General features: G+C 66.0%; 20 protein-coding genes. 9 read left to right on the top strand and 11 right to left on the bottom strand.

Annotated elements, in window-relative coordinates; all coding sequences use genetic code 11:
• Positions 1 to 69: 69 nt before the first annotated feature.
• Entirely contained in the window at positions 70 to 1,080 is a 1,011-nt protein-coding gene (locus DOM45_RS04990; RefSeq protein ID WP_110598424.1) for a DNA topoisomerase IB, read from the bottom strand.
• A 156-nt stretch (positions 1,081 to 1,236) separates the two neighbouring features.
• Here DOM45_RS04990 and DOM45_RS04985 point away from each other — a divergent pair, with 156 nt between their 5' ends.
• Entirely contained in the window at positions 1,237 to 2,481 is a 1,245-nt protein-coding gene (locus DOM45_RS04985; RefSeq protein WP_110598423.1) for a DUF2254 domain-containing protein, read from the top strand.
• Positions 2,482 to 2,494: 13 nt separating this feature from the next.
• Here the strand turns inward: DOM45_RS04985 and efeO (DOM45_RS04980) are convergent, their stop codons facing one another.
• The 4 genes from efeO (DOM45_RS04980) to efeU form a co-directional block, all read right to left on the bottom strand.
• Positions 2,495 to 3,358 (bottom strand): iron uptake system protein EfeO, encoded by an 864-nt coding sequence (gene efeO / locus DOM45_RS04980; protein WP_110598422.1) that lies wholly within the window; start codon positions 3,356 to 3,358, stop codon positions 2,495 to 2,497.
• Positions 3,359 to 3,493: 135 nt separating this feature from the next.
• On the bottom strand, positions 3,494 to 4,885 hold the full coding sequence (efeB, locus tag DOM45_RS04975) for an iron uptake transporter deferrochelatase/peroxidase subunit (RefSeq protein ID WP_110598421.1): 1,392 nt from the start codon (positions 4,883 to 4,885) through the stop codon (positions 3,494 to 3,496).
• 19 nt (positions 4,886 to 4,904) lie between these two features.
• The gene (gene efeO, locus DOM45_RS04970; RefSeq protein WP_110598420.1) at positions 4,905 to 6,056 is read right to left on the bottom strand and encodes an iron uptake system protein EfeO; all 1,152 of its coding nucleotides are present in this window, start codon (positions 6,054 to 6,056) and stop codon (positions 4,905 to 4,907) included.
• A 3-nt stretch (positions 6,057 to 6,059) separates the two neighbouring features.
• Positions 6,060 to 6,908, bottom strand: a complete 849-nt coding sequence (gene efeU / locus DOM45_RS04965) for an iron uptake transporter permease EfeU (RefSeq protein WP_110598419.1) — start codon at positions 6,906 to 6,908, stop codon at positions 6,060 to 6,062.
• 393 nt (positions 6,909 to 7,301) lie between these two features.
• On the opposite strand from efeU, the gene gbdR reads away from it, so the two are divergent.
• A complete protein-coding gene (gbdR, locus tag DOM45_RS04960) occupies positions 7,302 to 8,429 on the top strand; it encodes a choline metabolism transcriptional regulator GbdR (RefSeq protein WP_110598418.1) in 1,128 nt (375 codons plus the stop codon).
• A 99-nt stretch (positions 8,430 to 8,528) separates the two neighbouring features.
• Here gbdR and DOM45_RS04955 read toward each other — a convergent pair whose 3' ends face one another.
• Genes DOM45_RS04955 through DOM45_RS04945 form a run of 3 tightly spaced genes read right to left on the bottom strand, consistent with a single transcriptional unit; the run spans position 8,529 to position 10,148 of the window.
• Positions 8,529 to 8,876: an AzlD domain-containing protein gene (locus DOM45_RS04955; protein WP_110598417.1), complete on the bottom strand. Its 348-nt coding sequence runs from the start codon at positions 8,874 to 8,876 to the stop codon at positions 8,529 to 8,531.
• Positions 8,873 to 9,610, bottom strand: coding sequence for an AzlC family ABC transporter permease (locus DOM45_RS04950; RefSeq protein ID WP_110598416.1), 738 nt, complete (start codon positions 9,608 to 9,610; stop codon positions 8,873 to 8,875). The genes DOM45_RS04955 and DOM45_RS04950 overlap by 4 nt, the downstream gene beginning before the upstream one ends.
• Complete coding sequence (locus tag DOM45_RS04945; protein ID WP_110598415.1) at positions 9,603 to 10,148, bottom strand: helix-turn-helix domain-containing protein; 546 nt, start codon at positions 10,146 to 10,148, stop codon at positions 9,603 to 9,605. The genes DOM45_RS04950 and DOM45_RS04945 overlap by 8 nt, the downstream gene beginning before the upstream one ends.
• A 268-nt stretch (positions 10,149 to 10,416) precedes the next feature.
• Here DOM45_RS04945 and DOM45_RS04940 point away from each other — a divergent pair, with 268 nt between their 5' ends.
• From DOM45_RS04940 to DOM45_RS04915, 6 genes are all read left to right on the top strand, one after another.
• The gene (locus tag DOM45_RS04940; RefSeq protein WP_110598414.1) at positions 10,417 to 11,394 is read left to right on the top strand and encodes a dipeptidase; all 978 of its coding nucleotides are present in this window, start codon (positions 10,417 to 10,419) and stop codon (positions 11,392 to 11,394) included.
• A 153-nt stretch (positions 11,395 to 11,547) separates the two neighbouring features.
• Complete coding sequence (locus DOM45_RS04935) at positions 11,548 to 12,078, top strand: DUF5943 domain-containing protein (RefSeq protein ID WP_110598413.1); 531 nt, start codon at positions 11,548 to 11,550, stop codon at positions 12,076 to 12,078.
• Positions 12,079 to 12,290: 212 nt separating this feature from the next.
• A complete protein-coding gene (gene dgcA, locus DOM45_RS04930) occupies positions 12,291 to 14,360 on the top strand; it encodes a dimethylglycine demethylation protein DgcA (RefSeq protein ID WP_110598412.1) in 2,070 nt (689 codons plus the stop codon).
• 202 nt (positions 14,361 to 14,562) lie between these two features.
• Complete coding sequence (locus tag DOM45_RS04925) at positions 14,563 to 16,545, top strand: (Fe-S)-binding protein (RefSeq protein ID WP_110598411.1); 1,983 nt, start codon at positions 14,563 to 14,565, stop codon at positions 16,543 to 16,545.
• Positions 16,542 to 17,846: an electron transfer flavoprotein subunit alpha/FixB family protein gene (locus tag DOM45_RS04920; RefSeq protein ID WP_110598410.1), complete on the top strand. Its 1,305-nt coding sequence runs from the start codon at positions 16,542 to 16,544 to the stop codon at positions 17,844 to 17,846. The genes DOM45_RS04925 and DOM45_RS04920 overlap by 4 nt, the downstream gene beginning before the upstream one ends.
• Positions 17,833 to 18,702 carry an electron transfer flavoprotein subunit beta gene (locus DOM45_RS04915; protein ID WP_232822233.1) on the top strand — a complete coding sequence of 290 codons (870 nt, stop codon included), beginning with the start codon at positions 17,833 to 17,835 and terminating at the stop codon, positions 18,700 to 18,702. The genes DOM45_RS04920 and DOM45_RS04915 overlap by 14 nt, the downstream gene beginning before the upstream one ends.
• Here the strand turns inward: DOM45_RS04915 and DOM45_RS04910 are convergent.
• Entirely contained in the window at positions 18,696 to 19,319 is a 624-nt protein-coding gene (locus DOM45_RS04910; RefSeq protein WP_110598409.1) for a transglutaminase-like cysteine peptidase, read from the bottom strand. The genes DOM45_RS04915 and DOM45_RS04910 overlap by 7 nt on opposite strands.
• Positions 19,320 to 19,481: 162 nt before the next feature.
• Here DOM45_RS04910 and DOM45_RS04905 point away from each other — a divergent pair, with 162 nt between their 5' ends.
• The gene (locus tag DOM45_RS04905) at positions 19,482 to 19,727 is read left to right on the top strand and encodes a hypothetical protein (protein ID WP_110598408.1); all 246 of its coding nucleotides are present in this window, start codon (positions 19,482 to 19,484) and stop codon (positions 19,725 to 19,727) included.
• A 21-nt stretch (positions 19,728 to 19,748) separates the two neighbouring features.
• On the opposite strand, the gene fhuB is transcribed toward DOM45_RS04905, so the two are convergent.
• Positions 19,749 to 21,746: a Fe(3+)-hydroxamate ABC transporter permease FhuB gene (gene fhuB, locus DOM45_RS04900; RefSeq protein WP_110598407.1), complete on the bottom strand. Its 1,998-nt coding sequence runs from the start codon at positions 21,744 to 21,746 to the stop codon at positions 19,749 to 19,751.
• Entirely contained in the window at positions 21,743 to 22,669 is a 927-nt protein-coding gene (locus tag DOM45_RS04895) for an ABC transporter substrate-binding protein (RefSeq protein ID WP_110598406.1), read from the bottom strand. The genes fhuB and DOM45_RS04895 overlap by 4 nt, the downstream gene beginning before the upstream one ends.
• Between the last annotated feature and the right edge of the window lie 281 nt (positions 22,670 to 22,950).

The following is a 22,950-nucleotide window of genomic DNA, read 5'->3' as shown; positions in this document are numbered from 1 at the left end:
AAAGACGAGGTTCCGTTTTAGCATCGGCCACCCGGTGGCGTCGATTGCCGATAGGTCGATCCGCCGCCCTCAGCGCTCGGCGTCCAGTCGGCTCTGCAGCAGCTTGAGAATGGCACGCTCGTCGGGGCCGATCAGTTCGTCATCCTTTGCCAGTTCAGTCTCCACCAGCTTGCGGAAATGCTCCAGCGTCCGGCCGTCGAGGTAGCTCTCGACGACACGCGGGTCGATATAGCTCGCCTTGGCGATGCTAGGCGTGTTGCCCAGCATCTTGGCAACCCGTTCGACGGCCTGGCGAACGTTGCCCTGGCTTGTCTTGTCGTTGTCGCCCGGCCCCAGCTCCTCCAGTGCCAGTGCCGCGATCGAGGTCCCCGCCCAGGTCCGAAAATCCTTGGCGCTGAAGCACTCGCCCATCACCTCGTGGATGTAGTCGTTGAGGTCGTGGCTATCGACCTTGACCTTGTGGCCTTCGTCATCGAAGTATTTGAAGATTTCGTAGCCGGGGATGTCATCGAGCTCGCTGACGATCGTCGCCAGGCGCTCATCTTCGACGACACGATGCTGTTCCTGTCCGCTTTTGCCTCGGTAATCGAAGATCAGCTCGTCACCGTCGATGGTCAGATGCTTCGAGCGCATGGTCGTCAGGCCGTAGGAATCGTTCTCTTCACGGTAGCGCTCGCTGCCGGGCCGGAAGTAGGCGCTATCGATCAACCTGACCATGCAGGCGAGGACCTTTTCCCGTGGCATGCCGTCGAGTAGCAGGTGCTGGCCGGTCACGCGTCGCATCGGCGTCAGGCGCTGGGCGAACTCGACGATTCGGTCGAATTTCAGTATCTCGCGCTTCTGTCGCCACTTGGCGTTGTAGATGTACTGCTTTCGGCCGGCGCTGTCGCGTCCCGTGGCATGGATGTGGTGACGCTTGTCGAGCACGATCTCGACCTCCTGCCAGGCCGGTGGAATGGCCAGCGATGCGATCCAGTCGCGCCACGCCTTGTCCTTGAGTGTCTTGCCATCGTCCAGGCGGTAGGTGAAGCCCTTGCCGCAACGGTGGCGGGTGACTCGCTTCGGGGTTCTGGCAGTCATGGCAAACTCCTTTTGCCGAAACCGATCATCGGTGTTGCCCGCCGTCATTGGCGTGGCAGATTCGAGATCAGGATAGACCAGCGCCGTCAAAACACTCGGTGCACGCCGGTTTGACCTAGACTGAGCGGATTCTGATTCAGGGACGGGAGTGGCGAGATGGTAGGACGTTTTCGGTGGGTGTGGCGCCTGCTACACCGATCCTTGTGGTATCGCGCCACGCTGTTCTCGTTGGGCGGAGTGCTCACGGCACTCGTCGCCTGGTTGGCGTCGCCCTGGCTGGATGTTCCCTCGGCCGTCAGCATCGGTGCACGATCGGTGGACAGCATCCTCAATATCATCGCCTCCAGCATGCTGGCGGTAACCACTTTCTCGCTGAGCGCGATGGTAACGGCCTATGGCTCGGCGACCAGCAACGTCAGCCCGCGGGCAACACTGCTGCTGATCGAGGATCGCATCACGCAGAATACCCTGGCCACGTTCATCGGTGCGTTTCTCTTCAGCCTGGTCGGCATCATCGCCCTGGCCGCCGGCGTCTACGACGAAGATGGCCGCACGCTGCTGTTCGCCGCGACGATCGTGGTCATCGTGCTGGTGGTCTATCAACTGATCAAGTGGGCCGGTTATCTGACGCGGTTGGGCCGTGTGCGAGATACCATCGCCAAGGTCGAGCGCGCGGCGAGCGACGCCCTCCAGTCTCGCATCGAGAACCCCTATCTCGGTGGTCAGGCAATGCCGGCGCACAGCCGGCCGGAGCTGCATCCCGTTCGTGCCGGCGAGGTCGGCTACGTTCAGCACATCGACATGCCGCTGCTCGATTCGTTGGCGACCAACGAGCGGGAAGCGATCTACGTGCAGGTGCTGCCGGGAAAGTTCGTCGATAGTGGCGTCGTACTGGCGACAAGTGGCGAGACCAGCGATGAGCGGGCCAGGAAAATCCGCACCGCTTTCACCATTGGCCCGTCGCGGCGCTTCGAGCAGGATCCGCGCTTCGGCATCATCGTACTGGCCGAAGTCGCCTCCAAGGCGCTCTCGCCGGGTATCAACGACCCGGGCACCGCCATCGACGTGATTGGCTGCGGGGTCCGCGTACTGACTCCTTGGATGAGACATGCGGCCGACGGTATCGATGAAGCCGAACAGCCTGCGGCCCATGTCTTCGTCGAGCCACTCTCGACGGCCGACGTGTTCGACGACTTCTTTACACCGATTGCCCGGGACGGGGCCTCCACGGTGGAGATCGGGATCCGGCTGCAGAAGGCGTTGAGCGCGCTGGCGGCGGTCGGTGACGAGCGCTCCAAGCGTCTCGTCAACGACCACCGCGAACTGCTGCTCAAGCGCTTCGATCAGGGCCTGACGCTGGAAGACGATCGTCAGCGGGTCAGACGCGCGGCCAGCGACTGACCCCGGGGCCCGCTCAGTTCAGGCCGAGCAGGCCGCGAAGCGTCGACAGATCCTCGGCGAGTACCGTCACCGGCCCGGTCAGGGCCCTGCGATCGGCATCGCTGACCTCGTCGTAGGATTCGAAGCCTGCGCTGGGATCGTCGGCGTCCAGGCGATAGTCGGCCAGGGTCTCTTCCACGTCGTCGAAGTTGGCCTGGACGCGTTCGACGAAGTCGGGGTCCTCCTGCGCGGCCAACGGCTTGAACAGCTCGAAGATCTCCCGCGCGCCGTCGACGTTGCCCTGAAAGTCCCACAGGTCGGTACGGCTGTAGCGATCCTCCTCGCCGGATACCTTGGTCGCCGCAACCTCTTCCATCAATGCGGCAGCGCCGCCGACGACCGTCTCCGGCGGGAAGGTCAGGCCCTGGACGCGACTGTCCAGGTCGTTGACGTCATCCATCAGGCCCTGGGCGTACTTCTCCATGCCGTCGGTGCTGTGATCGTGAAACAGGGCGTACTCGAGACGGTGGAAACCGGTGAAGTCGGGATCCTCGACGCCTTTCTCGTAGTCGTCCTCCCGCGCGTCGATGCTGGCGTCGAGATCGGCGAACAGCTCGGCGATCGGCTCGATGCGCTCGTAGTAGACCCGGGTCGGAGCGTACAGCGCCTGCGCCTTCTCGACGTCACCGGCCTCGATGGCGGCGGTGAAATCCCGGGTGTGGCTGACCAACTGCTCCAGATTGTCGAGCACGTAGAGCTTGTAGTCGGCGACCGGGCCGACCAGCGCTTCCGGAGCGACTGCGGCCTGGGCTGCCGGAGCCGCGAGCAGGGCGGTGATAGGCGCGAGCGGGAGTAGCGCGAAAGCGCCGGTCGCGATCCACTGTCGAGTTCTCTTCATTGTCTGCCTCCGTTGAATGATCCGAGTGCCAGTCGGTGGTCGTGCCTCGTCGGCTCGTCGGCTCGTCGTCGCGAGCGCGATGGTTGTTGCTGTCCATTCGTTTTGTCCGACGCCTGCTGTCCGTACCCAACCGGCTCAGGCCGAGGCGGCCAGCAGGCCACTGCCCAGGAAATCGTTGGCGTCCCGCGCCCCGGGCAGCACGAAGAAGTAGCCGCCGCCCACCGGCTTGATGTACTCCTCCAGCGGCTCGCCGTCGAGGCGATGCTGGACGGTGATGAATCCCGCCTCCAGGTCCGCCTGGAAGCAGAGGAACAGCAGCCCCATATCGAGCTGTCCATTGGCCTCGACGCCATTGGAGTAGTTGAACGGCCGCCGCAGGATGCGATTTTTCTCGGTGGCGGGCGTACGCGGATTGGCCAGCCGGATATGGGCGTCGAGCGGGGTGATCTCGCCCTCCGGATCCCGCCTGTAGTCGGGGACGTCCTGCTCCTTGCCCTCCGTGCCATCCCCGGAGAGCGGCGCACCGCTCATCTTGCGACGACCGAAGATCATTTCCTGCTCCTGCAGTGGCGTGCGGTCCCAGCGCTCGACGAAGTTGCGGATGATGCGCGCCGCGAGATAGCTGCCACCGCGAGCCCAGGCCGGTTCGTCATGATCCCCGCCGACCCACACCAGCTCGTCCATCAGCGCGTCGTCGTCGCCATCGGGATTGGCGGAGCCGTCGCGGAAGCCGAGGAAATTGCGGGCGCTGCCGTCGCTGTCGCCTGGCGCGGGCGGCAGCAGCGGCACGGTGCCTTCCTGCTTCCAGCGCACCATCAGCAATCCCGGCGTATTCTTGATGATGTCGCGCAACGCGTGATAGCCGGTGTCCAGGGTGTTGGCGCAGATCTGGAGTGCCAGGTCGCCATGGCAGCGCGCGGCATCCAGGGCGTCGTTGGGGAAGCCCTCCATGCGCTGCAGGCGCTTCGGCCGGGCGCCCGCCAGGCCGAAACGCTGATCGAACAGCGAGTCGCCCACCGCGAGGGTCATGGTCAAGCCGTCAGGGGCGACCACCGGGCCCAGGATGCCGGAGTCCGGCGGCGGGAACAGCGGGTTCCGCTCGGGAATGCTGCCGCCCTGGGTCAGAAAGGCCATCCGCTCGGTCAGTATCTTCAGCAGCCTTTCCAGATCGTCTCGATCCCGCGCCAGCACGTCGAACGCGACCAGCATGCCGGTGGCCGGGCGCGGGGTGACGATGCCCTGCTGATGGTGGCCGTAGAAGGGATAGCGCAGTTGCGAGTCCTGCTCCTGCGGCGCGCTGGTGACATCCTGGCCGTGTCCGGTGGCAGCCAAGGCCCGGGCCGGGCAGGTGCCACCGAGCCCGATCCCGCCCAGCCCCAGGCCCAGGCCGGTCAAGCCGGCGCCCTTGAGGAATCGGCGGCGTTCAGGGTGGGCGGACGTGGACGCGTCGGACTGGGCGAGTGCTGGCTGGGAACGGTCTGTCCGGCGATGAAAGGGACAGCCTGAATGACGATCGAACTGACTCATGAGCGATGACCGAGGTCGATTAACCTTTCAGGGTGAGGGTTTGGTTGATACCGGCTAGCGAGTCGGCCAGGGCGCTGGCCGCCTGCAGCAGCCCCCCGGCGGCGACGCCGTCCGGCGCCGACGCGTCGGCCGCCGGAAGATCCCGCTGTAGCGTGCTCAGGTTGGCCTCCAGCGTCTGCAGGGTGGCGGGAGACTGACGCTCCAGGAGCGGTGCCAGCAGCGAGACGATCTTGTCGGCCCCTTCGGTCAGGGCGACGAGATCGGCAAGGTCTGGGCCCGCGATGGCGCTCTCGCCACGATGGTGGTCGAGCCACGCCTCCAGCACGCGCGACGTCCCGTCCGCCAGTTGGGCCGGCGGGATCGAGGCGTGCTTCAGCCGTTCGGTGAGCGTGTCCACATCGGCCAGCAGTTGCGCGGCAACCGGCGCCAGGCCGGCGGTATCCTGCCGCTCGAACAGGCCGTAAGCGAGCCGATGGAAGCCGACGAAGGCAGGGTCGGCCTCGCGCCGTTCGAAGTCGTCGGCGTGCGCATTGAGGCGCTGATCGATATCGCTGTAGAGCCCGATGGGCATGGCCAGATGCAGATCGGCGCGGCGCGCTTCCCGATAGGCACGGCGGGCGGCATCGAGGTCGCCGGCACCGATCGCGTCGCGCAGCTCGACGGCACTGGCGCGGAGCTTGCGCAACTGCAGCGTGGTATAGACGCGGTACTCGGCCAGCGCGCCCACGAAAGCGGTTGCCGGAAGGGCCGCAGGCGGGGCGCTCGAATCGCCGGCGAGGACATGCAGGGTGCCTCGCGGATTGCTGAGCAGGCCGCACGTCATCACGTAATCACCCGCCTTCAACGTCGCCGTCAGCGGCTGGCGCAGACCGGGTGCGATGTTCTCCCGCTCCGCAAGCACCATCACGCCGTCGATGATCTCCCACTCGATGGCCCGGTTCGACCGGTTGATCACGGTGAACGTGCGCCGTCCGGCGGGCACTTCCAGGTGGTTGGGCTCGCAACCGGTAGCAGTCACTTCGACGACCTGGCCGGCATCGCCGACGGGATGCACGGCCCGCAGCGAGAGCGTGAAAACGCCCAGGGCAATCAGCATCAGCAGGAACGACAACGCCATCCCCAGGCGCAGGGCGCGAGAGGAGGGCGGCGCGACGGATGCGGCCTGCGACATGGCTCAGGCCCTCCGGTGCCGGGGTTGGATAGCCGCCGATGCCCGGGGCGATGACGGTACAAGCCACAGCAGCCACGACGCGACGGCCAGATAGCCGATATAAGCGACGACTTCACTCACCGTGGGGGCCGGCTGGTAGCCGAAAATGCCCGAGAACAGCGACCCCAATGGCGTATCCAGCGGCAGACGATCGCTCAGGTCGAAAACCACATCCTGGGCGTGATTCCAGAGACCCGCCTCGTGCAGCGCGCGCACCGAGCCGGCGAACAGCCCTGCCGCGACCAGCAGGATGAACAGGCCGGTAAGACGGAAGAAGTGCGCCAGCGGTAGCTTCAAGCTGCCACGGTAGAGAGCCAGGCCGGCGACAGCCGCGACGACCAGCCCCAGTAGCGCGCCCAGAGGCGCCGCCGAGCTGCTGCTCTGCTGGAACACCGCCAGCAGAAAGAAGATCGATTCCAGTCCCTCGCGCGCCACGGCGAGAAAGACCATGCCGATCAGTGCGTAGGTGTGGCGTCTACCGCTGCCGAACGCCCGGTCCAGCGACCGGGTGAGCTCTCGCCGCATGCCGCTGGCGGCGCGTCGCATCCACATCACCATCCAGGTCAGCACGCCGACAGCGAGGAAACCGACCAGTGCCTCGAACAGCTCCTGTTGACGCTGCGGGAACTCGGCACTGGCGAACTGCAGTCCCGCACCAACGAACAGGGCCAGCGCGGCGGCCAGGAAAATGCCGATCCACACGGCGGGCATCCAGGCGCCACGGCCGGTCTGACGGAGATAGCTGGCGATGATGCCGACGACCAGGGCCGCTTCCAGCCCTTCTCTCAACATGATCAGAAAGGGTACCAACATGACGGAGATCCAGTGGCGAATCGCGGTGAACGATGATCAGACGATAATGGGTGAAACGGTGTGAATGATACTTGTTATCACCTTCGTTCGGTAACACTTTTTCACGTTCCGTTCGAATCGCGACATCGACGTAGCTGGAGCAGGATAATCTTTTCTAAAAACGACATCGGGGTGCCTAATGGCGATGACGGTGTCGCGCAGAGATAAAAACGCATGCGTCGCATAGTCACAGGGATTACAGTCGAGACAGGCCGGTAGAGACGCCGACAAGCCACGTGACGGTCGCTGTCGAGCGCCGTTCGACATCGACGAAGTCGCCGTGGAAAGAGAGCGACAGACGCCAGGGAACCGCAATAACAATAACCGCCGAACCATCCTTGGAGGAGACATGACATGGCAATCACCCCCGCTCGTGGTAGCGCCCCCACCCCCGCCGGCGCCGTGCCCGAACCGCAGACGCTTGGCTTCCTGCTGCTGGAAGATTTCACCCTGATTTCCTTGGCATCGGCCATCGAGCCGTTGCGCATGGCCAACCAGCTTGCCGGACGCGAGCTCTATCGCTGGTACGTGATGACCATGGATGGCGCTCCCGTTCGAGCGAGTGATGGCATGCAGGTGACGCCGGATGCCAGCGCCCATTCGCCGCTGCGGCTGGACTGGCTGGTGGTGTGCGGCGGGGTTGCGCCACAGCGCTCGGTGACGCCGGCCCTGCTGACCTGGCTGCAGAGTCGTCAGCGCCAGCTGCGGCGGGTGGGGTCGGTCTGTACCGGCAGTTGGGCGCTGGCCCAGGCGGGGCTGCTCAACGGTTACGACGCCAGTATCCACTGGGAGTGTCTGGCCGCGATCCAGGAAGCGTATCCGCGTACCGCGTGGAGCACGCGGCTATTCTCGATCGACCGCGACCGCTTCACGGCCTCGGGCGGCACGGCACCGCTGGACATGATGCTCAATCTGATCGGGCGCGACCATGGTCGCGAGCTGTCGGCGGCCATCTCCGAGATGTTCATCTACGAGCGGGTTCGCGGCGAGGAGGACCAGCAGCGGGTGCCGCTCAAGCATGTGCTCGGTACCACCCAGCCGAAGCTGCTCGAGATCGTGGCGTTGATGGAAGCCAATATCGAGGAGCCGATCGAGCTCGACGAGCTGGCCAGCTACGTGGATGTCTCCCGGCGCCAGCTCGAGCGGCTGTTCCAGCGTCATCTGCACTGCTCGCCGTCGCGCTACTATCTCAAGTTGCGGCTGACGCGGGCCAGGCAACTGCTCAAGCAGACGCCGTTGCCGATCATCGAGATCGCTTCCGCCTGCGGCTTCGTCTCCACCCCCCACTTCTCCAAGTGCTATCGCGAGTACTTTGGCACGCCGCCGCGCGAGGATCGGGGCGAGACCCTGAAGATTCGTCGACTGGAGCCTGCGGCGATCCCGCTGGCGGGCAACGATTCGCTGATGCAGTCCAGCAGTGCAACGGTGGCGCTGAGCCACGCCAGGGGAGAACCGACCTACGCCAGTATCGCGCTGGGCTGAGCGAGGCGGCTTTCACTTCCGGATCGGGCGGCCCTTGTGCCGCCCGTTGTCGTTGCGCGGTCAACTGCCGCGACGCCTGGTCCCGGCCCCGGACAGAGACTAGATGACGACTCTGGCCACGATCACCACGATCCCGAACGTGAGCACCCCGCCTATCACCGGCCAACCCAGCGAACGGGTTTTACGCCAGACGACGAGGGTGACGCCCAGTCCGACGATCGTCGCCAGCCAGCCCGCAGGGTCGGGCGTGCGCGGCATCAGCGAGACCCCCAGAACGGCAGCGATCATCATCGGCCCCAGCACCACCAGCCACTTTGGCAGGGCATCGACGGCGGCATCTCCATCGCGACGTTTCAGGCGCCGCTGCATCCAGAGCAGTGGCAGCAGTCGGATCAGATAGGTGCCCAGCGCGGCCACGGCCATGCCAAGCCAGAGTTCAAGGCTCATCGGCGTTTCCCTCCCCCCGTTGCGGCTGTCTCCGGCAGCCGAACCAGATAGAAGCAGAGCGCCCCGCAGGCGGCAGCCAGCGGGATCCCGATATTGGTCAGCCCGGTCAGGGTGCAGAGCAGGGCAGCGACGATACTGATACCGAGCGCGAGCGCCCAGCGCCTGCAGGTGATGCGCGGCACGAGCAACACCAGAAATAGTGCCGGCAGCGCAAACGGCATCACCTCACTCAGCAGGGGCCAGCGGCGGGTCAGCCACTCGCCGGCGACCGCGCCCAGCAACGAGCCGGCGATCCAACTGAGCCAGGCCAGCAGGGCGGCGCCGAAGAACCAGCCCACCCGGCTTGCTGCCGGCAGTTGCGGCAGGCGGCTGTGGGCCAGGGCGAAGACCTGATCGGTCAAGCCATGCATCAACCATGGCCACCAGCGACTCTTCGGCAGCCAGGGCGCGAGATTGGGGGCGTAGACGACATGGCGCACGTTGATCAGCAGTGTCAGCGCCACGGTCAGCCACAGGGGTGAGCCGCTGGCGATCATGCCGACGAACAGGAACTGCGACGCCCCGGCATAGATCAGGGCCGAGATCGCCAGGGTCTCGACCGTGCTGAACCCCGCCTGAGTGGAGATCAGTCCGAACGAGACGGCCACCGGGATGTATCCGCCCAGCAGGGGTACCGCTTCACGGACGCCGATCAACCACGCGTTCGGGGATGGCGGCATGTCGGTATCAGCCATTCGATGTCTCTCCCCTGGCGTAGACGATGGTGACCAGTAGCGTCGCGCCCATGTCGCTGGCGCGATAGTCGTGCGCTCGATCGGCAGCGAATGTGAAGACCTCCCCGGCGGCAAGCTGGTGCGGCGTTCCCGGCGGCCCTACCGATATCCGGCCCTCGACGACCTGCAAGGTTTCCCGGGTGCCTGGTGGGTGAGGTTCTGACTGTCGAGCCGCTCCAGGGGCGCAGCGCATCAGGTAGACATCGACGGCCGGCTCGTCGTGACGCTGATGATGACTCTGCTCGATCAGGCGCACGCTGACGCCATTCTCTTCCACCGGTGTCGCGACGGGGGCTACCAGAGTGCCGAACGGTACCCCCAGCTGCTTCGCCAGGCGCCACAGCGTGTCGATGGTCGGGTTGCCGCTCCCCTGCTCGAGGCGGGACAGGTTCGACTTGGCGATTCCCGCCCGAGCCGCCAACTGCGTCAGTGACAGGCCCTGGGCCTGACGCAGCGCTTGAAGATGCCTTCCCAGAGTTTCCAGCGCGATCTCGTCCATGAGCGAAAGGGTCCAGTCGTTCTTTATATGGAACGTTCTATATAAAGAACACCTTGACGTCAATCACGCTGCCGCTCGGCGGTTTTCGCAGCCTGGAGGCTGTCGCAGGCAGACAAGCGGGCGTGGCGCAATCGGAACACTGGGATTCGCTTTCGGTCGCCGAGGGGAGGGAGGCCGGGGATATGCTGCGCGGAACAATCGTTTTCGGGCTTCCGGTCAACTGCCGCGACGGCTGCCGAAGGCGCACAAAACCCAGGAGGATTTCCGCATGTCGACCTCATCCGTGCACGACGATGCCATCATCATCGACGGCCTGATCATTGCCAAATGGGACCGCGCCCTGTTCGAGGACATGCGCAAGGGCGGCCTGACCGCAGCCAACTGTACGGTGTCGGTATGGGAGGACTTCGAGTCCACCGTCGACAACATCGTCGCCGTCAACCAGCTGATGCGCGACAACGCCGAGCTGGTGCGCCCGGTGCACACCACCCGCGACATCGCCCGGGCCAAGGAGGAGGGCAAGACCGGCATCATCCTCGGTTTCCAGAACGCCTACGCCTTCGAGGACAAGCTGGGCTACATCGAGATCTTCAAGAAGCTCGGCGTGGGCATCACCCAGCTCTGCTACAACACCCAGAACCTGGTCGGTACCGGCTGCTACGAGCGCGACGGTGGCCTCTCCGGCTACGGCCGCGAGGTGATCGCGGAGATGAACCGGGTCGGCATGATGTGCGACCTCTCCCACGTCGGCTCGAAGACCTCAGAGGAGATCATCCTCGAGTCGAGCAAGCCGGTCTGCTACTCCCACTGCCTGCCCAGCGGGCTCAAGGAGCATCCGCGCAACAAGTCCGACGAGGAGCTCAAGTTCATCGCCGACCACGGCGGCTTCGTCGGGGTGACCATGTTCACGCCCTTCCTCAAGGCGGGCGTCAACGCCACCGTCGAGGATTACGTCGAGGCGATCGTCTACATCATGAACATCGTCGGCGAGGATGCCATCGGCATCGGTACCGACTTCACCCAGGGCCAGGACGAAGCCTTCTTCGAGTGGCTGACCCACGATAAGGGCTACGCCCGCCGTCTGACCCGCTTCGGCGAGATCATCAATCCCAAGGGCATCCGCACCATCGGCGAGTTCCCCAACCTGACCCAGGCGCTGCTGGACCACGGCCTTTCCGAGTCGGTGGTGCGCAAGATCATGGGCGAGAACTGGGTGCGGACGTTAAAGGATGTCTGGGGGGAATGATCGGCTACGAGCTTCGAGTCCCGAGCGATGAGCAGGTTCTCGAATCTCGCGGCGTTTGGCGCTCGATTAACGGCAATCCGCACAATCCTGCTCGTAGCTCGTAGCTCGTAGCTCGTAGCTCGTAGCCAGAGAACAATTTTTGAGGTAACCGATATGACCCAGATGGCTCCCGAACTGCCGATCAGCGTCGATAGCGACACCGGTATCTGGACCACCGATGCGCTGCCGATGCTCTACGTGCCGCGCCACTTCTTCATCAACAACCACGTCGCCGTCGAGGAGGCGCTGGGGGTCGAGGCCTACGCCAGGATCCTCTACGACGCCGGCTACAAGTCCGCCTGGCACTGGTGCGAGAAGGAGGCCGAGCTGCACGGTCTCGAGGGCGTGGCGGTCTTCGAGCACTACATGAAACGGCTGTCCCAGCGTGGCTGGGGGCTGTTCATCACCGAAGCGATCGATCTCGACGCCGGCACCGCCAAGGTGCGGCTGGAGCACTCCTGCTTCGTCTACCAGTTGGGCAAGACCGGCAAGAAGGAAGAGTACATGTTCACCGGCTGGTTCGCCGGTGCCATGGACCAGATTCTAGAGGCCCGCGGCAGCAGTCTGCGGACCCGTGCCGAGCAGACCCAGAGCGGGGCCGAGGCGGGCTGCGAGGTCGGCTACTTCGTTGTGCGCCCTAAATAAAAACGCCGCTTGAGTGGCATTCGATAACGCATAGACCGTTGAGTGAGAGGTCGATACGAAAACTTGACGAGCGATGCTCAGACAAGGCGGACGGCAGCGACTCGACGCTGACCGTCATTGAAGAACGGCGGGCTGGATGAGTATGGCTCGCTGTCGTTCAACGCCGTGTGAGTGAGCGCTGGCGGTTTTCGTGCGAGCCCGAGGAGAGCGACATGGCGCATGAAGCACTATTCAAACCGATCCAGATCGGCAAGTTGACCATCCGCAATCGCGTGGTGAGCACCGCCCACGCCGAGGTCCACGCCACCGACGGCGGCATGACCACGGATCGCTACGTCAGATACTACGAAGAGAAGTCCAAGGGCGGTTGCGGGCTCTGCATCTGCGGCGGCTCCTCGCCGGTCTCCATCGACAGCCCGCAGCAGTGGTGGAGTTCGGTCAACGTCTCCACCGATCGCATCATTCCCTACTTCCAGAATCTTGCCGACGCCGTTCACAAGCATGGCGGCAAGATCATGATCCAGATCACTCATATGGGACGGCGCTCGCGCTGGGACGGCCACAACTGGTCGACCCTGCTGTCGCCTTCCGGCATTCGTGAGCCGGTCCACCGCGCCACCTGCAAGACCATCGAAGAGGAGGAGATCTGGCGCATCATCGGTGATTTCGCCCAGGGCGCGCGGCGGGTCAAGGAGGGCGGGCTGGACGGCTGCGAGCTCTCCGCGGTCCACCAGCACCTGATCGACCAGTTCTGGAGCCCACGCGTCAACAAGCGTACCGACCAGTGGGGCGGCAGCTTCGAGAATCGCATGCGCTTCGGCATGGAGGTGCTCAAGGCGGTGCGTGCCGAAGTCGGCGACGACTTCTGCGTCGGCATGCGTATCTGCGGCGACGAGTTCCATCCGGATGGCCTGTCCCATGACGACATGAAGCAGATCGCCGCCTACTACGATGCCACCGGCATGGTCGACTTCTTCGGCGTGATCGGCTCCGGCTGCGATACCCACGACACCCTCGCCAACGTCATCCCCAACATGTCCTACCCGCCGGAGCCGTTTCTGCACCTGGCGGCGGGGATCAAGGAGGTGGTCTCGGTTCCGGTCATCCACGCCCAGAACATCAAGGATCCGACCCAGGCCGAGCGCATCCTCGAGGGCGGCTACGTCGACCTGGTGGGAATGACCCGGGCGCACATCGCCGACCCCCACATCATCGCCAAGATCAAGGCGGGGCAGACCGACCAGATCCGCCAGTGCGTTGGCGCCAACTACTGCATCGACCGTCAGTACCAGGGGCTAGACGTGCTCTGCATCCAGAACGCGGCGACCTCGCGGGAGTACATGGGGCTGCCGCATATCATCGAGAAGAGTACCGGCCCCACGCGCAAGGTGGTGGTGGTCGGCGGCGGGCCCGGCGGCATGGAAGCGGCGCGGGTGGCGGCGGAGCGCGGCCACGACGTGACCCTGTTCGAGGCCGAACCGCAACTCGGCGGCCAGATCACGCTCGCGGCCAAGGCACCGCAGCGCGACCAGATCGCCGGTATCACCCGCTGGTACGAGATGGAGCTGGCGCGCCTTGGCGTGGAGATCAAGCTCGAGAGCCGCGCCGACGACGCGATGATTCGCGACCTGCAGCCGGACGTGGTGGTGCTGGCCAACGGCGGCCATCCGTTCCTCGAGCAGGTGCCCGAGTGGGGCTACTCGGACAACCCTGACGAGAGCCTGGTGGTCAGCAGCTGGGACATCCTCGGCGGCAAGGTCGAGCCGGGCAAGAACGTGCTGGTCTACGACACCATGTGCGAGTTCAGCGGCATGTCCACCGCCGACTATCTCGCCAGCAAGGGCGCCACAGTGGAGATCGTCACCGACGACACCAAGCCTGGCGTGGCGATCGGCGGCACCACCTTCCCGACCTACTACCGCAGCCTCTATCAGCAGTCGGTGGTGATGACCGGCGACCTGGGGCTGCACAAGGTCTATCGCGAAGGTGACAAGCTGGTGGCACTGTTCGAGAACGAGTACACCGGCGAGCACGAGGAGCGGGTGGTCGACCAGGTCGTGATCGAGAACGGCGTGCGTCCGGACGAGTCGCTCTACTACGCGCTCAAGGAGCGTTCGCGCAACAAGGGGCAGATCGATCTCGAGGCGCTCTACGCGGCGACGGCGCAGCCGACCCTGGCCGAGAGCGGCGAGTTCGCGCTGTTCCGGCTGGGGGACTGCGTGGCGCAGCGCAATACGCATGCGGCGATCTATGATGCGCTCCGCCTCTGCAAGGATCTGTGAGGGGAACGGACTGCGCTCGACGATACGGCGTTGAATTGCTCGTCGCCATGCTCATGGACAACCGCGTCCACTTTGCTGGCTCCTCGCAATTCGCCTGGTCTCGTCCTCGCTCGTAGCCGTTCCATGTCGAAGGAGAGGCAGGGCATCGCTGGCGGCAAGTGTTGAAACGACCGACGTCAGCGACTTTTTTTGGAGAAGCACCATGTTGCAGACGCTACTCCCCATTCTGATCTTTGCCGCGCTGGCGGTGGGTGCGGCGGGCGCGGTGCGCCGCATCCGGCTGTGGCGCCAGGGCCAACGCACGCCGATGCGTTGGTATCGGCTCGTGCTGATGCCCAAGCGCTATCTCAATGACTTGCACCATGTGGTCGCCCGCGACAAGGCGATCGCCCACACCCACGTGGCCACCGCCGGGGGCTTCGTCGCCGCCATGGCGCTGGCGCTGGTGGTCCACGGCTTCGGCTGGCGCAATCCGATCCTCGGCGGGCTGCTGCTGGCGGCGAGCCTGTGCATGTTCATCGGCGCCCTGGCGGTCAACCGGCGGCGCATCGATCCGTCGGCCAAACTCTCCAAGGGGCCGTGGCAGCGGCTGTCGAAAAGCCTGCTCGCCTACTCGGTGGGCATGTTCCTGGTCAGCCTGCCTCTAGTGGGCGTGGCGCCGACCCTGTTGGGTGGCGGCGTGCTGGCCATCGTCCTGTCGGCCGTGCTGGTCTGGGGCCTGCTGGAGATGGTGGTCGGCATGGGCTGGGGCGGGCCGATGAAGCACGCCTTCGCCGGCTCCTTCCATCTGGCCTTCCATCGGCGCCCCGAGCGGTTCGACGACAATCACGCGGATGCCGTCCATGACGTTCATCGTGGCAGCCGCTCCACCGCACTCTTCCCGCTGGATCTCACGGCGAAGACGCTCGGCGTGGAGAAGCCCGCCGACTTCCAGTGGGAGCAGCTGCTCGGGTTCGACGCCTGCGTCCAGTGCGGCCGCTGCCAGAACGTCTGCCCGGCCTACGCCGCCGGCCAGCCGCTCAACCCCAAGAAGCTGATCCAGGACATGGTCGTGGGCATGGCCGGCGGCAATGATGCTCGCTACGCCGGCTCCGGCTATCCCGGGATCGAGGTCGGCAAGCACCATGGCGGGCCGAATGCGCCGATCGTGCCGCAACTGGTCGAGGCGCAGACGCTATGGGCCTGCACGACGTGTCGCGCCTGCGTCGAGGAGTGCCCGATGATGATCGAGCACGTCGACGCCATCGTCGACATGCGCCGCTTCATCACCCTGGAGAAGGGCGAGACCCCGGAGAAGGGCGCGGCGGCGATCGACAACCTGATCGCCACCGACAACCCCGGCGGGCTCGACAACGCCTCGCGCCTGGACTGGGCGGCGGATCTGGAGATGCCGCGCATCCAGGATCGCCCCGAAGGGGTCGATGTACTGCTGTGGCTGGGCGACGGCGCCTTCGACATGCGCAACCAGCGCACCCTGCGCGCCCTGGTCAAGATCCTCCGCGCCGGTGGTGTCGATTTCGCCGTGCTGGGTGACGAAGAGCGCGACAGCGGCGATGTCGCCCGGCGCCTGGGCGACGAGGCGACCTTCCAGCGTCTCGCCGAGCGCAATATCGCCACGCTGTCGCGCTATCGCTTCGCGCGCATCGTCACCGCCGACCCGCACAGCTTCCACGTGCTGGGCCGTGAATACGGCGCCTTTGGCGGGGACTACCGGGTGCTCCACCACTCGACCTTCATCGCCGAGCTGTTCGATGGCGGTCGCATTAGCGTGGAAGCTCCGGCCCAGGCCGAGACCGTCACCTACCACGATCCCTGCTATCTGGGCCGCTACAACGGGGAATTCGCCGCGCCACGTCAGGTGCTCGCCGCCCTCGGGCTGGAAGTCGCCGAGATGGAGCGCTCAGGCTACCGCTCGCGCTGCTGTGGTGGAGGCGGCGGTGCCGCGCTCTCCGACGTGCCCGGCAAGGCGCGTATTCCCGACATGCGCATGGAGGATGTGCGCGAGACCGGGGCGACCACCGTCGCCGTGGCCTGCCCCCAGTGCACCGCGATGCTCGAGGGTGTGGTCGAGCCGCGCCCGCGCATTCTCGATATCGCCGAGATGGTCGCCGCCGCGCTGGTGGAGCCGGCCACGGCATCGACCACGCGTACCAGCACCGAAGCGCCTGAGGAGGTCCCGGCATGAGTGTCAGACGAATCGACCCGCACGCCGAACGCGCCCGGCGCAATCGGCTGCACCCGCGCCATCATGAGTTCGCGCGTCCGGCCTGGCGCTGGACCAGCGCCGACGGGGTGACGCGCGTCAATCCCCATGCCCTCGGCGCCATCGGCCCCAACGGCGTCAAGCGCATCGACCGCAGCGGCGCCTCGGTGGAGGCGAACCCGGCGGCGGCTTCGACGAGCGCGGAACCGGCGCGGCGTCAGATCGTCCTCGATCAGCCGTTGGGCCATGTCGTGGTCGTGCCGGAGCTGCCGGAAGGGCGGCTCAACGATCATGACCGAGACCTGTTCGGCCTCGCCCGTCAACTCGCCGACGGCCATGACCTGGCGGTGACGGCCGTGACTTTCCTCGGCGGTGTCGCCGGTTTCGAGGAGGCCGGCGCGGACCGCGTCGTCGATCTCTCCGCGCGAGCCGGTAGCGGTTACGACCCGGTATCGCGGCTGGCGGCGCTCGTCGATGTCGAAGCGGGACTGGCTCCCCGGCACTGGATCTTCGCCGATTCGCTGCCGGATGGCGGCGACCTGGGCCGGCGGCTGGCGGCGCGTCTCTCGAATCAGGGCGTGAACCATAGCGCGGGCGGTGCCCGCCCGGCGACCCGGGTCTGGCAGCTCAGCGAGGGCAAGACGCTCTCTCGGGCGGGGGATCGCCAGGACATCCTGCGCGACGTCGCCCGTGTGCTGCTGGCGCTGCCGGAGTGTGCCGAGCCGGTCAGCGAGACGCTCCACGAGGCTCGGCCGATCGATCTCGAAGCACTGGCTGAAACGCCTCGCCAGGCCGAGGTGACTACGGCGGCCGCCGGTATGGTCGACCGCGGCCGCGTCGCCGTCGACCCCCAGGAGATCCCGCTCGCCCAGGCACCGTTCATTCTCTCCGCCGGGCGCGGGGTGTCGGACTGGGAAGGCTATCACCACGCCGCCCGCGTGCTGGGCGCCAGCGAGGGTGCCTCCCGGGTGGCGGTGGACGACGGCTACATGCCGCGCCCGCGCCAGGTCGGTGCCACCGGCACCTTCGTCACCGCGAGCTGCTACGTCGCCGTGGGGATCTCCGGGGCGGTCCAGCACCTCCAGGGCATCGCCAAGTGCCAGCGTGTGATCGCGATCAACAACGACCCGAGCTGCGACATGGTCAAGCGTGCCGACCTGGCGCTGATCGCCGACGGCGACGCGGTGCTGGCGGCGGTCTGCAGGCGGCTCGGCCAGCCGCGAGAGCAAACCGGTTCGGATGGGTCGTGGACGGATGAGGAGTCTCGACATGCCGCAGCCTGAACCCCGAGACACCGCGAAAATGCCCCAGCGGGTGAAGACGGCGGCGCTGGTGTCGAGCGGCCGCCACCCGGTCTCAGGGCGTGCCGGGCGCGCCCGCGAGGACGCCCGCGCCGTCGAGATGGGGCTGTCTCTGGTCGGCGCCGACCTGTCGCTGGCCCACGCCGGCGACCCGGAACAGGCTTCGCTGCGGGAGTCCCTGCAAGGATATCTGGGGATGTATCACGGCCTCGACGATGACCGGGATGGGCAGCTGTCGCTCTTGCCGCTGGGTGAGGGCGGGGATGCGGTGCCGCTGCTGGCGGCGTGGCTCGAGCGCAGTGGCGTGAGACTGGCGTTGACCGGCCAGCGCGCCGAGTGCGGCGAAGGCTCGGGCATGGTCGGCTACCTGCTGGCCGAACGGCTGGGCTGGGCAATCGCCACCGGCGTCGCCGCCATCGAACATTGCGACGGGGAGCGCGTGACGGTGCTGCAGGCGCTACCCCAGGGCCAGCGTCGGCGACTCGAAGTCCGTCTGCCGTGTCTGATTGCGGTGGACGCTGTCGCCGAGGCGCCGCGTCAGAGCGCCTTCGGTCCGGCGCGACGCGGACGCATCGATATCGTCGACGATCTGCTGCCACCGGACGAGTCGCCCCTCGACGCCGACAGCGCGGACTGGCACTGGCAGCCGGCCCGCGCGCGACCCAAGCGCCTCAAGGTGGTGAAATCGACCAATGCGCGGGATCGTTTCAAGGCGGCCGCGGCCAAGTCCTCCGCGTCCGGTGGTCAGGTGCTGACCGACCTCTCGCCGGAGGAGGCCGCCGAGAAGCTGATCGATTATCTGCGGGCGGAGAAGATCCTCGCGCAGGACGATCAGTAGTCCATCAGCCGAGGCATCCGCTCCGATAGCCGCTGGCCGCCGAGCACGATGCGCGCCGGATCGACGGCGTGAAAGCGACCGTCGCGAAAGTGCTCGGCGTGGTGGGCGTCGAACGCGACCAGCGGTTTCAGGTCGGTACGCTTCGACTCGGGCAGCATCATCAGCGTCAGGTTGTCGAGAATCAGGTGGCTGCCGTCGTCCTTACGGTAGCGCAGTACCGCATGATAGGTCGGGGTGAGGGTGTCGTCGGCGGCGAGAAAATCCAGGCGTGACACCGGGGTGCCCGCCTGGATCAGGATCTGATACTTGGCGATGGCGAAGTCCTCGCAGTCGCCGTAGCCATCACGGACCAGGCGATCGAAGCCCTTCCAGGTATCCACCTTCTCGAACTGCTGGCGGGCGGCGTTATTGATCACGCGATTGACGAAAGCCAGCCGGTCCTCGCCCCGACGATGGCTGGCCTGGGCCACGAACTCCTCCCGGGTGAGTGTCACGGCCGTGGCGCCGGGATCGTCCCAGTAGGTAAAGGCAGCGGCGTGGGACGTCGTCGGCAGTGCCGCAAACAGCAGACAGGCCAGGCGCCGAAGACGGGGGAAGGGAAAAGCGATCGCGGGCATGCGTCTCCATGAGTGACACCGAACTTCGTGAAACCGACATGGCGACGTTTCGGGTATCGACGCAGCCTGTCACGATGCGATAGATAATAGAACATGCGGCCGGCCCGAGGGCCATGCCCTGGTAGCGACTTGCAAGGCAACATTGTCGAACGGAGGTGGATCATGATGATCGTCGATCTCATCGATGGCGAGGACTTTCGTCAACGGCTGGTCTCGCTGGGGGTGCGTATCCCCGAGGAGGCGTGCCCGGAGAGCTGCGCGCGGCTGGCGGCGGGATGTCATCGTGCGCGAGGCGTCGAGGGGCTGGAGCCCGCCATTCGCGATCTGATGCAGCACACCGATGTGATGCTGCCATCGGTGCGGGAGGCGATAGAGCGCCATCTGCTGCCGGCCTTTGGCGCTGCTTGATCGCTGCCTCCCGAAGCAGCGCTAGAGGCGGCGCAATCCCCACATGAAGTAGACGCCGCCGATCAACGCGGCGATCAGGCCCGCCGGCAGTTGATAGGGGAAAAACAGATTCCTGCCCAGCCAGTCGGCGGTCACCATGACCAGCATCCCCAGCAGACCGGCGCCGAGCATCTGATGCCTGGCGCCGTGGAATCCCATCAGGCGCGCCATGTGCGGGGCCATCAGGCCGACGAAGGAGAGTGGCCCGATGACCAGGGTCGCGGCGACGGTGAGCAGGGCGACCAATGCCAACAGCACCAGTCGGCTGCGATCCACGTCGACGCCGAGCGCCTTGGCGGTGGGCGCGCCCAACGGCAGCAGCGTCAGCCAGCGCTGCAGAGGTAGCGTTAGCGCCAGCAGGAGAAGGGCGATGGCCACGATCCAGCCGCTCGAAGTCAGGCTGGCATAGTAGGTCGACCCACCCAGCCACGAGAGCAACTGTTGCGCCCTGGGATCCTCGCTGGCCAGCACGATGGCGCGCATGGCGTCCAGCAGCGAGGAGATGGCGATGCCGGTCAGCAGTAGCCGCTCCGGTGCGAAGCCACTGCGGCGGTTGCAGACGATCAGGACCAGTAGCGCTACCGTGGCCCCGCTGAAGCCCATGACCGAACCGCTCAGTGGCGCGATGCCGAGCGGCAGCAGCATCAGCGCGATCACGCCGATCGCGACGCCGGCACTGATGCCGAGGACCTCGGGACTGGCCATGGGGTTGCCGGTCATCCGCTGCAACAGGGTGCCGGCGATGGCCAGCATCAGCCCCGCCGCCGCAGCCGTGGCCACTCGCGACAACCGCCAGTCGACGATGAGCGACAGGTCACCCGTGCCTGCCACACTGGGATAGAGGGTGTGGCTGTCGAGCATGAAGCCGACAAGCAGCGCCAGCGCGCAGGCAGCGACCGTCAAGCCCGCCAGCGCCCACAGGCGGAGGTGTGGCCGTGCCAGGCGTGGCATGGTCAGTCCCGTGCTGGGCGTCGGCCGTGATCCACCGACCCGCAGGCGCGGCAACAGCCACAGCAGCAGTGGGGCACCCAGCGCCGCCGTCATGGCGCCGGTCGGCAGTAGCGAAGCAGTGAACGGAGACAGCTGCTGAACGGCGAGATCCGTCACCGCGAGCAGAAGAGCCCCCAGAATCATCGACCAGACGAGCCGTTGGGGTAGCGTGCGGGCGCCGGAGAGCCTTGCGATGGCCGGCGATGCGAGGCCGATGAAACCGATCAGGCCGATGGCGCTGACCACGCAGGCGGTCATGAAGATTCCCAGGCCGAGGCCGGCGATGCGCAGCTTGCGCAGCGAGATCCCCAGACTCTTGGCGCCCTCTTCTTCGAGATCGAGCAGCGCCAGCGGACGCAGCAGCAGCAGTGCCACCACCACCACGATACCCAGGCGCAGCAGCAGGAAACGGGTGTCGTGCCAGCTATCCTGGGCCAGCGCTCCCGACCCCCAGATGAACAGCCCCGACAGGCTCTCCTGGTGAAACAGCAGCAGTGCACTGTTGATCGCGCTGAAATAGAGGCCGACCACCATCCCGGAGAGCACCACCACCATCGGCGCCAAGCGTCGCTTCCAGGAGAGCGCGAAGACCAGCAGCATCGCCACGATGCCGCCGGCCAGGGCGATCCACTCCCTCCCGGCCAGCATCCAGCTCGGCGCCCACAGCGTCGCGACGACCAGCGCCAGCTGCGCACCGCTGGTGACGCCGAGCGTCGCCGGCGAGGCCAGTGGATTGCGCAACACCTGCTGCATCAGGCAACCCGCCAGGGCCAGGGCCGCTCCGCCCAGCAGCGCGACCAGCAGCCTCGGCACGAAGGTGTAGTGCATCACGATCTGACGGATCTGGTCATCGTCGGGGGCAACGATGGATTGCCACCAGACCCCGGCTAGATCGCCGAACCGGGTATGCAGGGTCGCAGTTGCCAGGCCGACCGCCAGCAGCAGCAGGGCGAGGGCGAACCAGGCGGGGGAGCGCCTGCGAAGCGTCACGGCGCCTGATCCTCGACGGAAGAGACGGTAGACGTATCGGCGGTGGGGGGCTGGGTGGCGACATCGACCAGCGAACGGGCCAAGCGCTGCAGCGAAATCAGGCCCCCGTAAGGCCAGACGGGGTCGATGAAGCTCACCCGCCCCGCGCGGACCGCCGGCAGGTGCTGCCAGATCTGATTGTCGCCCAGGGCCTCTTCGACGCCGCGGGGATAGGGCTTGATGACGACGATGCGCGCCTCTGGCCTCTCCGCGAGGCGATCGATCGGGATGCTGGCATAGCCCCAGGCATTGGTCGGGCCGGTCCAGGCATTGGTGAGGCCGGTGCGGGAGAACAGCGTGCCCACCATATTGCCCTGGCCGAATACGCGGACGTGCTGAGCATCGCTGAACTGCACCAGGTAGAGGGGTGTCTTCGCTCCTCGCAGGGCCCGAGCGGCGTGTGCGAGAACGGCATCGGTTTCGGCGATCAGGACCTCGGCCTGCGGCTGCCGGCCGGTCAGTCTCGCGATCTCGCGAGTCATCGCCAGCGTCGCCTCGTAATAGGGCCGGTCGGTGTAGAAGTTGTCGATCATCCTCACCGGCATCAGACGCTCCAGACGGGCGTTGTCGCGGGAGAACAGGGCGCTCGTCAGCAGCAGGTCGGGGGGATCCTGGGCCAGCAATTCGAGGTTGGGCTCGTTGCGCAGACCCATGTCCAGCGTCGAGTCGGGGATCGCTGGCGCCTTGACCCAGGCGTTGTAGTTGGGGATGTCCGATACCGCGTAGGGTTCGACGCCCAGGGCGACGAGGGTCTCGACGACAGTCCAGTTGGCGGCCGCGATTCGCGGCGGCTTCGAATCGGCGTCCGCCGGCGCGGTGCTCATCCCCAGCAGCACGGCAACCGCAAGTGCGAGGAGAGCGGGAAAAGAGCGAACACGCGGCAAAGTGACGGTTTCCTGGCGACGGGAACAAGTGGCACGGCGCTCATCCGGACAGCAACGCGGCGCCGGATGATGCGGCTACGGGCGGTGATGGTAGATCGAATGACAATCGTTATCAATAAAGAGCGGAAGACACGCCTTATTGAATACACATGGCAATGATTGTCATTTAGAATACCAGCGATAAAAATTCCCGGCCGATGGCTGCCGGCTCCTACAACGTGACAAACGGGCATTCGATCCGATGAAAACAGGGAACACACTCGCCGCCGTGAGCGGTACGC

It is taken from the genome of Salinicola lusitanus, assembly GCF_003206045.1.
GTDB classification, from domain to species: Bacteria; Pseudomonadota; Gammaproteobacteria; order Pseudomonadales; family Halomonadaceae; genus Salinicola; species Salinicola lusitanus.
This window is presented reverse-complemented; position numbering and strand designations above follow the sequence as displayed.